Annotated in this window: 10 protein-coding genes; 6 read left to right on the top strand and 4 right to left on the bottom strand. The window is 62.8% G+C overall.

The features are described 5' to 3' along the window. The 3 genes from CUR21_RS10500 to CUR21_RS10490 form a co-directional block, all read right to left on the bottom strand. A complete protein-coding gene (locus CUR21_RS10500; RefSeq protein ID WP_100196994.1) occupies positions 1-1,770 on the bottom strand; it encodes an ATP-binding protein in 1,770 nt (589 codons plus the stop codon). A 47-nt stretch (positions 1,771-1,817) separates the two neighbouring features. Beyond that, positions 1,818-2,486, bottom strand: a complete 669-nt coding sequence (purQ, locus tag CUR21_RS10495; protein WP_100196993.1) for a phosphoribosylformylglycinamidine synthase subunit PurQ — start codon at positions 2,484-2,486, stop codon at positions 1,818-1,820. A gap of 73 nt (positions 2,487-2,559) precedes the next feature. After that, positions 2,560-2,778, bottom strand: a complete 219-nt coding sequence (locus CUR21_RS10490; protein ID WP_100196992.1) for a ribbon-helix-helix domain-containing protein — start codon at positions 2,776-2,778, stop codon at positions 2,560-2,562. A 157-nt stretch (positions 2,779-2,935) separates the two neighbouring features. On the opposite strand from CUR21_RS10490, the gene treY reads away from it, so the two are divergent. Then, positions 2,936-5,170 (top strand): malto-oligosyltrehalose synthase, encoded by a 2,235-nt coding sequence (gene treY / locus CUR21_RS10485; protein ID WP_157791993.1) that lies wholly within the window; start codon positions 2,936-2,938, stop codon positions 5,168-5,170. A 115-nt stretch (positions 5,171-5,285) separates the two neighbouring features. Here treY and CUR21_RS10480 read toward each other — a convergent pair whose 3' ends face one another. Next, entirely contained in the window at positions 5,286-5,744 is a 459-nt protein-coding gene (locus tag CUR21_RS10480) for a pyridoxamine 5'-phosphate oxidase family protein (RefSeq protein WP_100196990.1), read from the bottom strand. 202 nt (positions 5,745-5,946) lie between these two features. Between CUR21_RS10480 and CUR21_RS10475 the strand changes: the two genes are divergently transcribed. From CUR21_RS10475 to hutH, 5 genes are all read left to right on the top strand, one after another. After that, entirely contained in the window at positions 5,947-7,257 is a 1,311-nt protein-coding gene (locus tag CUR21_RS10475) for a hypothetical protein (RefSeq protein WP_232622756.1), read from the top strand. Continuing rightward, positions 7,258-8,028: a hypothetical protein gene (locus CUR21_RS10470; protein WP_100196989.1), complete on the top strand. Its 771-nt coding sequence runs from the start codon at positions 7,258-7,260 to the stop codon at positions 8,026-8,028. A 372-nt stretch (positions 8,029-8,400) separates the two neighbouring features. Beyond that, on the top strand, positions 8,401-11,202 hold the full coding sequence (locus CUR21_RS18895) for a PAS domain-containing methyl-accepting chemotaxis protein (RefSeq protein ID WP_100196987.1): 2,802 nt from the start codon (positions 8,401-8,403) through the stop codon (positions 11,200-11,202). Further along, positions 11,195-12,646, top strand: coding sequence for a chemotaxis protein CheW (locus CUR21_RS10455; protein WP_100196986.1), 1,452 nt, complete (start codon positions 11,195-11,197; stop codon positions 12,644-12,646). Before CUR21_RS18895 ends, CUR21_RS10455 begins: the two co-directional genes overlap by 8 nt. A 93-nt stretch (positions 12,647-12,739) precedes the next feature. Beyond that, complete coding sequence (gene hutH / locus CUR21_RS10450) at positions 12,740-14,320, top strand: histidine ammonia-lyase (RefSeq protein ID WP_100196985.1); 1,581 nt, start codon at positions 12,740-12,742, stop codon at positions 14,318-14,320. Positions 14,321-14,327 lie beyond the last annotated feature (7 nt).

Here is a 14,327-nt window from a genome sequence, read left to right as displayed (position 1 = left end):
TCATTCCGCAGCTTCCTGCTCTTTCATGGGCCCGATCAAGGGCAATTGCATTTCAAACACCGCGCCACCGCCTTCGGCATTGCGCGCGGTCAGACGGCCCCCCAGATCCCCCACGATGCCCGAGGAAATGGCGAGGCCAAGCCCCACCCCTTCGCCGGGTTTCTTGGTGGTGTAGAAGGGCTCGAAAAGATTTTCGAGATCGGCGATCCCGTGGCCATTGTCCCGCACCATCAGCAAGGCAGTGTCGCCTTGGCTGAGGATCAGGTCGATCTGCGGACCTTGCCGGTCCTTGGTGGCATCCAGCGCGTTGCGCAGAAGGTTGATGATGACCTGTTCCAGCCGGATGCGGTCGGCCAGCACCATCACCGGTTGGCGGGGCAGGGTGCGGGTGATCTTGACCACCCGTGCCTTGAGCTGGGGTTCCATCATCGACAGCGCAGAGCTGAGCGCTTGGCGCATGTCGACCGGTTCAAAGGCTTCACCGCCCTTGCGGGCATAGGATTTCAGCTGCCGGGTGATCGCGCCCATCCGCTCGATCAAATCGTCGATGCGCTGGAACGAGGACAAGGCCTCTTCGGGGCGGCGGCGTTGCAGCAAGAGGCGCGCGCCCGCCAGATAGGTCTTCATCGCGGCCAGCGGCTGGTTCAACTCATGGCTGACGGCGGCCGACATCTCGCCCAAGGCGGCGAGTTTGGACGATTGCGCCAGCGTCAGCTCGGCCACGGCGAGGTCTTTTTGCACCTTTTCGCGCTCGGCAATCTCGCGTTGCAGGCGGGCGTTCAGCAGCCGCAGTTCCGCCGACTCGCGCCGGAAGCTCATGCTTTGGGACCATGCCTTGCGCGACAGGGCGTAGAAGGTGAGCGCCAGAAGGATGGCAAAGCCCATGATTTCCAGCGCAAGCACGCCGTTCACCCGTTCCCGCACGGAATCGTAGGCGGTGAAGGTGACCATGCGCCACCCCCGGAAAGGCACCCGCGCCTCGGTTTTCATGACGGCCTGACCGGAAAGATAGGCATCGGGCGGGTTCTGCGCCCAGTCGGCGGTGGCTTGCAGCGCGCGGCCCAAGGCCGAGCGCTCTTCGCGCACAGCCAGTGCCTCGGCCAAGGGCAAGCCGCGCCAGCGCGGTTCGGTGGCCAGAATCACGGTGCCTTCGCTGTCGGTGACCAGAACGGCGTCCTGAAACCCGGCCCAAGCGCGTTCGTATTTCATCAGATCGACGGCAACGGCGATCACCCCCACCGGGCGGCCATCCATCACGATGGCGCGCGAATAGGTGAAATCAAAGCCCGCCGTGCCGCGCCGGGCGGCGGTGAAGATGGTGTCCTTGGCGCGCAGCGCATCGACGTAAAAACTTTCGGTGCGATAGAGCGTGCCCAAAAGATTGCGATTGGTTGCCCCCACCACGCGGCCATCGCGGTCCATGATCATGATCGAGGCGACGCCGATTTCGGACTGCACCTTGATCAGCCGCTGCGAGGTTTGCGAGAAATTGCCTTGCCGCAGCGCCTCGCCAAAGGCGGGGTCGGTGGCCAGCAACAGCGGCACCACAGAGGTGCGTTGCAGTTCCGAGATCATATTCCCGGAATACAGGGCCAGACGCAGATCGGCCCGGTTGCGGGTGGTTTCCGAGAAACGCTCTGTCAGCCAGCGGTTGGTGACAAGCACGACCCCGATCGCCAGCACGATCATCAAGGTCACGACCAGTTTGACGCGCCAGGAAACGCCCTGCGCATCATCGGTCTGGTCTGTGGGAAGCCGAGTGTCCGTCATGCGCGCGACTCTAGGCGCAGGTCGGGCCTGCCTCAAGCCGGGGGCGGTCAGGCAAGCGCCATCCCGCCCATCAGCGACTTGAACATTCCCGCGCCATCGGTGCCGCCGTGAACCGGCTCACAGGCGCGCTCGGGGTGGGGCATCATGCCCAGCACGCGGCGGTTGTCGGACAGCACCCCCGCGATGTCGGCCATCGAGCCGTTGGGGTTCTGTTCATAGGTGAACGCGATGCGGTCTTCGCCTTGCAGCCGGGCCAAGCCTTCGGCATCGATCGTGTAATTGCCATCATGATGCGCGATCGGAATCAGGATTTCCTGCCCGCGTCCGTAGGTGGCGGTATAGGCGCTTTCCGTGGTGGCCACGCGCAAAGCCACCCGCTTGCAGGCGAATTTCAGCCCGGCATTGCGCATCAGCACCCCCGGCAGCAGGCCCATTTCGGTGAGCACCTGAAAGCCGTTGCAGATGCCAAGGACAAACCCGCCGCGTGTGGCATGGGATTTGACGGCCGCGGCGATGGGGGATTGCGCGGCAATTGCGCCGCAGCGCAGGTAATCGCCAAAGGAAAAGCCCCCCGGCACACCGACCACATCCACGCCGGGCGGCAGTTCGGTGTCTTTGTGCCAGACCCGGGTGACCTGAAAGCCCGCCTGTGCGAAGGCCGATGCCAGATCCCGGTCGCAGTTCGATCCGGGGAAGGTGATGACAGCGGCTTTCATGGGGCTCTCCCTGATGGTGCACTCTGCCTTGCCCATACCCCAAGCGGCGGCGCGCTTCCAGTGTGTGAATGGGCTATTTGCCGCGATAATGCCGCAAGACAAAGACCCGGATGGCCGAGGCGAGCCCTTCATCGCCCGTCCGGCCCGCGTCGATGCGGGCGGCAAGGGCGTTGACCGTTTCCCCTTGCTCGGCGGCGATGGCGCGGAAGGCCTCCCAGAAGCTGGGCTCCAGCGAGACGCTGGTGCGGTGGCCGTGGAGGGTGAGCGAATGTTTGGCGGGACGGGTGGTCATGCAGGCAGTCTAGCGGTGCCGCGCGCGCGCGCAAAGGGGGGAACCTGTTGGGCGCTGACGGGTTTTGTTCGGGATGACTTTGCAAGGGCTTGGCGTGATCCGGGCCCGCCCCGCCCAAACCCATGCGCTTGCCCCCCGAACTCAAGGAATGTTTCTGATGTTGCCGATTGCCACCTATCGCCTGCAACTGCGCAACGGCGTGGATTTCCCCCGGGTGATTGCGGATCTGGACGCGATCGCGCGGCTGGGGGTGAGCCATGTGTATTTGTCGCCGGTGTTCACCGCGACCACGGGCTCTACCCATGGGTATGACGTGACCAACCCGGACGAGGTTGATCCGGCGTTGGGGGGCATCGAAGGCTTGCGCGCGCTGGCATCGGAGGCACGGGCGCGGGGTTTGGGCCTGATTCTGGATATTGTGCCGAACCATACGGCGTTCTCGCTGGAAAATCCGTGGCTGCTGGATGTGCTGCGCCATGGGCAGGCCAGCCGCTACGCGTCACATTTCGATATTGACTGGTCGGCAGGTCCCTTGGTGTTGCCGTGGTTGCCGCGCCCCGTGCAGGCGCTGCTGGCGGAAGGCGCGCTGCAGGTGGCGCAAGACGCCGTTTTGGGCAAGGTGCTGGAGGTGGGCGATTTGCGGCTGCCGTTGCAGGGTGAGACGGAGGGCCCGCTGGAGGAGGTGCTGGCGCGGCAAAGCTGGCAGTTGGCCGATTGGCAGGCAGGCACCGACAGCATCACGCATCGGCGCTTTTTCAACATCACCGAATTGATCAGCATGCGGGTGGATCAGCCCGAGGTGTTTGATGACATGCACCGTCTGATTCTGGATCTGGTGGCCAGTGGCGATGTGCAGGGGCTGCGCATCGACCATGTCGACGGGCTGCGCGCGCCCGGCGCCTATCTGGCGCGGTTGCGCGACAAGGTGGGGCCAGAGGTGCCGATCTGGGTGGAGAAGATCCTTGTTGGGGAGGAGCCTTTGCCGCAGTGGCCGGTGGAAGGCACCACCGGCTATGAGCACGGGCGCGACATCGCCCGGGTGCTGACACCGCCGGACGGTCTGAGCGAGGTGACCAAGCTTTGGTGCGAGGCGGTCGAGCGCAGCCCGGACTATGCCTCGACGCTGACGGCGGCGAAGCGCGAGATCTTGCGCCATGATCTGGCGGCCGAGGTGCTGCGGCTGGTCGATCTGGGCCGCCGCGCGCTGGCGCAGGACCCGGAATATGATCCGGGTCCCGAGACCTTGCGGCAATCGGTGATTGGAATGCTGGAAGGGATGCCGGTCTATCGGACCTATTTTGGAGAGCCGCATCAATCGGCCGCCTTCGCCGAAGAGGCGCTGGCGGAGATGCGTGCCCATGTGACAGCCACGCTGCGCCCGCCGTTGACGGCGTTGCGCCTGATCGAGGCGGTGGCCAAGGCACAGACGCCCGAGGAAGCGGCGTTCCGCGATCTGTTCCAGCAGACGAGCGGCGCGGTCTTGGCGAAATCTGCCGAAGACACGGCGCTTTATCGCTTTTTGCCCTATCCCGCTGCTTGCGAGGTGGGAGCGTCGCCCGATGCCGCCACGCTTTCGGGGGATGCTTTTGCCGCCGCTTCGGCCCGCTTGGCTCCCGGCGCCATGGTGCTGACCTCGACGCATGACACGAAGCGCAGCGAAGATGCGCGGATGCGGCTTGTGGCTTGCGCGCACCTCCCGGATGCGGTGCAGGTTTTGTGGCGCGAGACATGTGCTTTGCCGCGTGTGCAGGAGGCCTTGGCCGCAGGGGTGCGGCGCGATGAGGTATGGGCGCTGATGCACAGCCTGCTTGCGGCGTGGCACCCTGCGACAGAGGCGCCGGATTTGCCGGACAGGGTGGCGGCCTATCTGCAAAAGGCGATCCGCGAGGCCAAGGAGATTTCGGTGCCCGGATACCCCGATGAGCGCGCGGAAGCGCCCGCGCTGGCACTGGCCCATGATCTGGCGGCGGCGTGGCAGGCAGATCTGCCCGAAGCGGCGGCCGCCTTGATCGACCGGGGCGAGGTGCTGGCTTTGGTGCAAGTGGCGCTCAAGACCCTGTCGCGCGGTGTGCCCGACTTTTACCGTGGCTGTGAGGGCGCGTCGTTCTGCCTGACCGATCCAGACAACCGTGCCGCCGTTGATCCGACGGGGCTGATGGCACTGGAGGCGGCAGAAGATTTCGCGGGCCGCAAATACCGCCTGACGCGCGCCTTGCTTGCCCTGCGCCAAGGTCGCATCGCAGATCTGAGGGGCGCGGGCGAGACCCGGGTGGAGCGGGCAGGGCGCGGCTACACCGTGCGTCGGCTGACCGAAGGCGGCGCGATCTGTGTTGAGGTGCGCGCCGGGCGCGAGCCACGCGTGGAGGAAGAGCCGCGCGAGATCGCGGCATGAGGCATGGCTTGGCAGCGCAGCCCCCGCCATAAAACGCAAAACACCCCCGAACCGACAGGTTCGGGGGTGTTTGCAGCTTGGGGGAGCGGTTTAAATGCCCGCGTGGCCTTTTGCCTTAGAACGTCAGGCTGAAATGTTCGCCCACATCCGGTTGCTTGCCGGTGAGTTTGGATTTCACCAATTCGAAGGCAAAGCCCAGACCGCCCGAGGTCAGCCAGATTTCGGCCTCGGCGGGCACCAGCCGGATCAGGCGGATGTCGGGGTCGTCGATGCCGTCGAACCAGCTGCTGGCAACGGGGTTCCAAAGCTCTTCCAGCTTGGCGCGGTCTTGCACGATGCTGGCGGTCCCTTCGATGCGGGCATGGATATTGCTTTCTCCGGTGACGATGAGGGAGCCCTCGGAGGCGCCGCGCGTGATCGCTTCGACCAGCTCGGTGCCTTGTGCGGTGATGAACCAGATCGCGCCGTCATTCTGCCGCGCGTAAGGCGACATCGGCACGTGGCGGGCCTCGCCTATGCCCAGCATGGCGGAGTGGACGCTCTCCATCTCTTTCCAGAAGCGATCGATCAACATAGGATACCTTCATTCAGCAGGGGCGGGCGTCTGGCCGGAATGGCCTGTGCCCGCGTTTCACATGTCAACGCCAAGGCCGTGGCGCGGTTCCGGGGCGGACAAGCCGTTCACGCTGTTGGCATTTGGTGCGCGCGCCAAGCGCGCCTATCTTGCGGACATCCGCCAGCCGGGTTCCGGCCATGTATCAAGGAGCCGCGGTCGCATGACGCCACCCCCCACCAGTTCCGAAGCGCGCGGCCTGCATGCCGCGCGTGAAATCGAAGGCCATCTGAAAGCACTGGAAACCTTCACGCCGATGGCCTTGGGGGTTTTGTCGGTGGCGTCAGGGATTTACACCTATCTGGGCGTGTCATCGCTTTTGAACACCAGCGGCGCTTTGAGCTTTTTCGCCGCCGTGGCCTATTCGTTGGCGGTTTCGGTCGCGATCTTCGTGTTCTGGAGCTATTTGATCCGCCTTTTGCCCGCGATGCGTTCGGCGGCATCGCGTCTTGGGCTGTTCCTGTCGATGGCCTTGGGGTCTTTGGCGATCATTGCGATGTCGAGCTGGCTGAACGCGGCAGCCTTGGCCGGATCGGCGGCGGTAGAGCAGCACTTGGCCAAGACGGTGCAGCAATATCAGGTCGGGTTGGAACAGGCCCACAGGGTGACGGTGGCCGCTCAAGGCTTGGGCCTTGATGTGGCGCGCACCCGCCAGAGCTTTCAGGACCTGTCGGCCCAAGAGGCGACCGGCAATCTGTCAGGCACCGCCGGGCGGGGTGCGGTGTTCCGCGTGCTGGTGCAGAAAGCGGATGAGCTGGCGGGGCTGGAAGCGCAGATTGCCGCCCAAGGCCCGTTGGTGGATGCGGCCTTTGCGGAAGGCAACCAGATCCTGAGCCGGATGCGCGCGTTGACCGCCTCGGTCGGGGATGTGGAGCAGCGTTCGGTTGAATTTGCCGAGGAGTCGGTGCGGCTTGCCGGGCTGATCGCGCAACTGCGCCAGCTTTCGGTGGCCCCTTTGGTGGCACGGGCGGCACAGGATTTATCGGCCTCGGTGGTGGTGCCGGAACTGGACGGATCGACCGACAGCATCCGCAGCGACCAGCGCAGCACGATTGACGCGGTGCTGACTTTGCTGGCGCAGCGGTCGACCACCCTGAAGGCGGCGGCGGATGAGGTGCTGGCAATGCCCACACCGGATGACACCACCTATGCCCCCATCTCGACGGCCGATGCCGTGCTGCGCTATGCGGGCGATTTCGTGCCCTCTTGGGCAGGGGCCATCGCGATTGATCTGCTGCCGGCGGTTCTGGTGCTGATCATGATGGTTGCGCAAGGCGCGATCCGGTCGGAACGCGGCACCACGGCGCCCGAAGAAACCATGACACTGGCCGAGATCCGTGCCGCTGTCACCGCCTTGCGCGCGCTGGATGGGCCACAGGCACCGGAGCCGAGCGCCGAAGCGGGTGGTGCGTCACAGGCCACGACAGAGTTGCCAAGCGCGCCGCCGCCGCAGCTGATCCACGGCGCACGCTGAATGGCGGGCTGGCGGGTGCCCCGCTCGGGGCGGGTGTTGCAGGCGATGCTGGGGGTGCAGATCCTTTTGGCAGGGCTGATTGTTGCGGGAGATTTTCAGCGGGTCTTGCCCGGCCTGTTCCGGTCGGGGACCGCGCCGCCGGCCGCCGTCCCGGTGCGTCCGGGCGATCAGACGCGGCGTTATGCGCCGCGCGATCTGCCCAGCGAAGTGCCGGCAGGCCCTGATTTTCCGCGCAGCGATTCGGTGCCCGCGCGTTTGCAATTCACCGAGACCGAAGCCTTGGGCCGCAAGACCCTGCTGCTGGAGGGCGCGATTGAACCCGGCGACAGCCAGCGTTTTGCCGAGTATCTTGACCAGCGCGCCAGTTTGCCCGAGCAGATTGCCCTGCACAGTCCGGGCGGCTCGGTCACCGATGCGCTTGAGATTGGGCGCGCGATCCGCAGCGCGGGCCTGCCCACGTTGATGCAATCGGGCGCGGCCTGTTTCTCGGCCTGTCCCTATATCCTTGCCGCCGGCACCGAGCGCCGGGTCAGCCGCGACGCGCTTGTCGGGGTGCATCAGCATTACTTTGGCGAAAGCACGTTGCTCCCGGCCTTTGTGGCGGTGGAAAGCATTCAGCACGGGCAGGGCGAGGTGCTGGATTACCTGAGCGAGATGGAGATCGATCTGCGCCTGTCGGCCCGCGCGATGCAGACCCCGCCGGCGAGCATCTACATCTTGCTGGAAGAAGAGCTGACCGAGTTCAAGCTGGCCACCGAAATGCTGGAATGATCCCAACAAGGGCCAAGTCAATGCCCTTGGCTGGCGTGGTTGGGTGGCTCCGATGCGGCGTCTGCGCCGAATGGAGCGAGGTTGGCCGGTTGTGGCGACAGCTTTGCCGCCGCGCGTGGCGTGCAGCCTGAACTGTGCGGCGATTACCGTGCCGTTTGGAGTGCGCTTCGCCAAGATGGCGTGCCCCAGACCGTGCTGCCCCTGTGCCTTGATTGTGGCGCAGGACAGGCAAAGGCAGGTCTGACGCTTCAGAAGCCGCCCGTCATCACACAGGCCCGCTGCGGCAAAGGGGAGCGCGCCGCCTTGCGTTTGGTGACGCGATGTTAACGGCCCGCGCCTATTCTCGCGACAGACCCCAAATCGAGCGTGACCATGACAACACCCTCCAAAAGCGCAGACTTCGAAACGCCCCACGATCTTCTGGCGCGATTGATGGGGCCGGTCGCTGCACGTGTTCTTGAGCAGGATGTCATTCTGGTGTTCGACGCCACCAGCACCTGCCTTGTCAGTGCTAACGAAACCTCGCTTGTCAGGCTGGGGGTCGATCTGTCAACGGCCTTGCAGCCCAGCTTTGCCGACTGTGTCGGGATCGGTGCGGCTGACCGCTGGCAAATGATCCTTGCCGGAGAGGTGGCACGCTGGACGGGGGAGATTTCGGGCGCGCTTGGCTTGTCGATGGCGGGGGTGATCGTTGCCGTCGCGAGCAAGGATGCGCGCCACGTTATCCTGACGCTGCGGGAAGGGGGCGCCGCACCCGCCCAGCCTCTTGCCGCCACCGGCAATTTCGATGCGGTTGTAAGCGCTTCGGTCGGGGTGATCGTCTATGACATCGACGGCAACATCCTGTCGATGAACGAACGCGCCCAGACGGCGATGGAAGATTATGGCGAAGAGCTGATTGGCCGCAACCATGACACGCTGTGGCCCGAGTCGATGACAAAGGCGGATTCCTATTTTGATTTCTGGGAAAAGCTGCGTCAGGGCCGGATCTTGGATGGGCGCCACCAGCACATCACCGCCGTCCAGAATGAGGTTTGGTTTCAGTGCACCTATACGCCGATCAAGAATGACGATGGCTTTGTGAATTGCGTCGTCCAATCCTTGATGGATGTCACACAGTTCCATTTCTCGGCCCGTCAGGCGATGGAGCGCAGCACCGCATTTTGGGCGGGATTGCCAGCCTGCGAATATGATCTTGAGGGTCACATCGCTTCGGTGAATGATCCGATGGCCGAATTGCTTGGCCTGTCTGCCGAAAGCTGCGTTGGTCAGCACGACAGCAATTTTTGTGATCGTGAATTTGCCCGCAGCGGTGCCTATGCCGCGCTTTGGCAAGATCTGCGCGCAGGTCAGACCCGCAAGTTGCTTGTGCCACAAAAAACCAAAGCGCAGCGCGCAATCTGGTTTCAAGCGTTGTTCGTGCCGATTTTCGATGCATCGGGAAAAGTGGTGCGGGTGTTGAAGACTGGCGAAGACGTCACCGAAACGCACGAAGGTCTGCGCGATGCGACCGCGTTGTTGACCGCGTCCGATCGGCTGATCGGACGCTGCGAGTATGATCAGAATGGCAAGATCCTGAAGGCCAACAAGATGTTTGAGCGGTGCTTCAAGATCCCGATGGCCGATGCGGTGGGCAAGGAACACCGTGATTTCTGCACGGATGATGTCAAGACATCGACCAAGTATCGCGATTTCTGGGACAGGTTGCAGGCCGGCGACACGTTGGAAGACACCTACGAGATGCGCCGTATGGATGGTCAGCCGATCTGGCTGACCGCGATTTTCTGCCCGCTTTTCACGCCAAATGGCAACTTTTGGAAGGTGGTGCAATTTTTCCTGGACAGCACGGCCAAGGTTCAGGAGCAGGCCGAAGTGCAAGGCCGCCTCCGGGCGATCGACCAGTGCCAGATCATGGTGGAATATGATCTTGATGGCACGATCCTCCGCGCCAACCGCGCCTTTCTGGACGCCTTCGGCCACAGTGAAGAGGCGGTGATCGGCCTGTCTCATCAAATGCTGTGCCACAGTTCAGCAAGCGAGACAGAGGAAGCGCGCAAGGTCCTTGATCAGGTGCGCAGCGGCAAACCGCAGCGCGGCGGCTTCCGGCGCCGCACGGCCTCGGGCGAAGACATCTGGCTCGCGGGGAGTTACACGCTCCTCCCCTCGTCAAAGGGGTCGACCCCGCTCATCCTGCAGTTTGCCCAAGATGTGACAGCGCAAAGGCGCGCTGCACTCGATGCGCAGTCCCGTCTGACCGCAGTGCTGAGTGTGCAGGCCGTCGCGGAATTCGACCCGCAAGGGTATGTGCTCACTGCGAATGACGCCTTTCTGAAGTGCTTTGGCTATTCGCTGCGCGAGGTTGTCGGCCAGCATCACAGCATTTTCTGTCCGCCGGATTATGTGCGGTCGCGTGAGTATCGCGAATTCTGGATCAACCGCGCGCAGGGCGAGCCTTTCATTGAGCGCGTGCATCGCATCGGTCGGTTTGATCGCGATGTCTACCTGCAGGCCAGTTACGCGCCGGTCGTCGATCTTGACGGCAAGGTGATCAAAGTGGTGGAGACCGCAGTGGACATCTCTGATCAGGTGGGCCTTGAAACTCTGGCCAATGCCAATGCCGAGCGCATCTTGCAGAATGTTTCTGACGCGAACGGGATCAGCGACTCTATCAAGGCACAGGCATCAGAACTGCGGGGCGTTGCCACCCGCGCCTTGGGCTTCACCCACGACGGCGTGAAGACCTTGTCGGAGTCGCTCGATGTGTTCAAGAACGCCACGACCTCGGTCGCTTCGGTGTCTGAAATTGCCACCGTCATCAGCGAAATCGCCGTGCAGACCAACCTCTTGGCCTTCAACGCAGCGATCGAGGCCGCGCGCGCCAAGGAATACGGCATCGGCTTCTCGATCGTCGCCGATGAGGTGCGCAAACTTGCAGAGCGCAACGTCGAAGCCGCGCGCGGTATCAGCCGACACATCGATGCGGCCATGGATCGGATTCAGGCAGGAACGGCCGGGGCGGAGGCGGTTGTTCACCTCTTGCGCGATCAAGAGTTGCTCTTCGCGGAAAGTGGGGGTGGGCTGGAGCAGTTGATGGCCCATTCCAACACCCAGACACAGCATCATGAACAGGTCGCCGATCTGGTAACCGAAATTCAAAAGGCCATTCATGCCTGAGTCTGTCCCGCTTATCCCGGGAACGGAGGCCAAGCCCGCGCCTTCGGGCGAATTGTGCCTTGGTATTTGCCGATTAAAGGATGTGTGGGTGGGCGTGCCGATCGGCGCTCTATCAGAAGTGTGCCAGATCAACGGTTTATCGCCATTGCTTTTGCAAGCCTCGTTTTTGTGTGGCGGGATTGACCTGCGGGGTCAGTTGATCCCGGTGATCGACATGCGCGCTCTGTGCGGCCTACCTGCGCCATCACACCCCGCCAGTTTTGCCGTGGTCTTGCGTCTCGGTGATCGGCACATGGCCTTTCTCGTCGATCAGGTGCAGGGCATCAGTCGGGTGGCGCCCGAAAAGGTACAAATTCTTTCGGAAGGAATGCGTTCGGACCAGCCGCTTTGCGTGCGTCAGGTCTTTATCGAAGATGGCAAGACTGTCTCGATCCTTGATGTGGACCAACTCTTCGCCCTGCCGGGCGTCTACTCTGCCGCGCTGCCGCCGAAAAGCCAGCCCAGTTCTGTCGAGGATGGCCGGACACCGATGCTGACCTTTACGGTTGGCGGGGCGCGCTTTTGCGTTGAAGCGAGCGATGTCTACGGCACCGTGCCTCGCCAAAACATTGATACCGGCGCCCTGACTTCGGGCTATTGTCTGGGGTCCATCAGCTATCACCAGCGCAGGGTGCCGGTGCTGAACACGGTCGATGTGCTCGGCCTTGGTCAGCGAGACCGATGGGCTGCCTCCGAGGTGGTGATCCTGCGCTGTCCCGACGCGCGACTGATCGGACTCGCGGTTGACGGCATTCTTGACATTCAGCGCATCGATTTGCGGCGCCATGCCGAGGTGCCAAAGATGATCGCGCGTAAAACGGGGTTCTTGACCCAAGTCATCTTGCGTGAGGATGCAGGGCAAGTGTTTGTCTTGTCCGTCGAAAATTTGACCAACGATCCGGGCATCAGAGCCATTGCGGGCCTGACTTCCGATCCCGTTGCCGTCGAAGGTCGCGAAGCCGTCCGCCGACAAGGGGGCAGCCGTTACTTGTTGGTGCAAGCCGGGCGCACCTTCGCTATTCCTCTTGAACAAGTGACGGGCATCATCCCCATTCCCTCCCATCTTGTGCCTTGCCATCGTCCGGAGACTGGGGTGCTGGGATATTTTGCACGCGCGCCTTGGTCTGTCCCTCTGGTCGATCTTGTGTCTTTGCTGGGTCGCCCCCCCGGCGAAACCGACATGGCGCGTGTTCTGCTGACCGGTGAGACACGCGAACAGGTCGGTTTTTTGGTTGAAAAAGTGTTCAGCATCGAAACTGCGGAGTGGCGTCTGGAAGCACTTCCGCTTGCCGGTGGTCAAGAAGAGCCGCTGGTTCAATTGAAACAAGGTTCCCTCAGCCTTGCCACTCCGGTGCTCGACCTTGTCCGGCTTGTCCAGCAGCCGCCCCTTTGCCCGGTCCCATAAAGTGCAACAGGGGAGCGAACGCCCTTTTGAGGCTTAAACCCTGGTTAACCAAGACTGAGGTAGCCTGCGCAGACGTTCATGAGGGACCTGCCTATGCATCTTCGTCAGTTAATCGCCCAAACCATTCTTGTCGATCGCCACCTTTCTCTTGCGGATGCGGTGCACGTGGCTGACGGTGTCAGCAAAATTGCACTGACTCCGTCGGCAATAGAAAGGTGTGGCGCAGCGCACGCGCGTCTTGCTCGGCTCATTGCCGAGCAGCGGCATATCTATGGCATCACGACGGGTTTCGGACCGTTGGCCAATCGGTTGGTGGATCCTGCCGAAGGCGCAATGCTGCAGCAAAATCTTGTGAATCACCTCGCGACGGGGATCGGCCCACATTTCAGCTGGCGCCAAGCGCGCGCCATCGTGCTCGCGCGTTTGATGTCAATCTTGCAGGGTGTTTCCGGCGCATCCCTGCCAACCGTGAACGCGCTGGTTGCCTTGCTCAATGCGCGTTTTGCTCCGGTCATCCCCAGCAAGGGGACAGTAGGGGCATCGGGCGATCTGACGCCTTTGGCACATATGGTTTTGTGCTTCCAAGGCCAGGGGGAATTCCTGCTGCCGGATGAGCGTCGTGTTCCAGCCACAGCGGCGCTTGCCGAGATGGCCTTGCCAGCGCTTGATCTGTCGCAGAGAGACGGTTTGGCACTGGTCAACGGAACCTCGGCGATGACTGGCATTGCGGTGCTCAACGCTTTGGCCATGCACCGCGCGATTGATTGGGCGGTGACGCTGACAGCCGCTTTGGCCGAGGTGCAGTCTGCGCGGGTTGAAGCATGGGATGCGGTGTTTTCCGAAGTGCGTCCGCATCCCGGTCAGCAATCGATCGCGGAAGACCTGCGCGCCAGAGTGCAGGGCAGCAAACGGCTAAAGGCCGGCCGCCTTTGCGATCGGCGCCTTCTGGGGCTTGTGCCCGCCACCGAAAGCCTTGCCGGGCAAGATGCCTATACGCTGCGCTGTGCACCGCAAATCATTGGTGCGGTCCGGGACACGGCCCACTGGCATGATGAAATTGTGGTGGTTGAACTGCTCTCCGCAACAGATAATCCCATTTTTCCTGATGCACCTGAAGCGTTCGCGCTTCACGGTGGCAATTTCATGGGCCAGCATGTCGGCCTCGCATCGGACGCGCTTGCGAATGCGGTCGTGGTCCTTGCGGGACTGGCCGAACGGCAAGTGGCACGCGTGACCGACGAAGCGCTGAACCAAGGTCTTCCGGCATTTCTGCATCGCGGGGCGGGCGGGCTTAATTCCGGCTTGATGGGCGCGCAGGTTACCGCGACAGCCCTTTTGGCGGAAGCGCGCAGCATTGGCCCCGCATCGGTGCATTCCATCTCGACCAATGGTGCCAATCAGGATGTGGTGTCGATGGGCACCATTGCTGCGCGTCACCTTTCTGATAAGCTCACAACACTTTCGCAAATACAGGCCATTCTGGCGTTAGCCGTCGTGCAAGCGATGGATATTCTCGATCTTTTTGATCCTGATCTTGGCTTTAGCCGTTCTGCACAAGGACTGCGGCGGATGGTGCGTGCGCTTAGCCCGGCGCTGCAAACCGATCGACCTTTGGGGCGGGAGATCGAGTTGTTGTCACACGCACTCACCCGGACTGACCCGCCCGACCCCTAGGGGCGCA

It is taken from the genome of Pseudorhodobacter sp. MZDSW-24AT, assembly GCF_002794355.1.
GTDB lineage: Bacteria > Pseudomonadota > Alphaproteobacteria > Rhodobacterales > Rhodobacteraceae > Pseudotabrizicola.
Note: the sequence above shows the minus strand (reverse complement) of the source record. Positions and strands in the feature narration are given on the sequence as shown.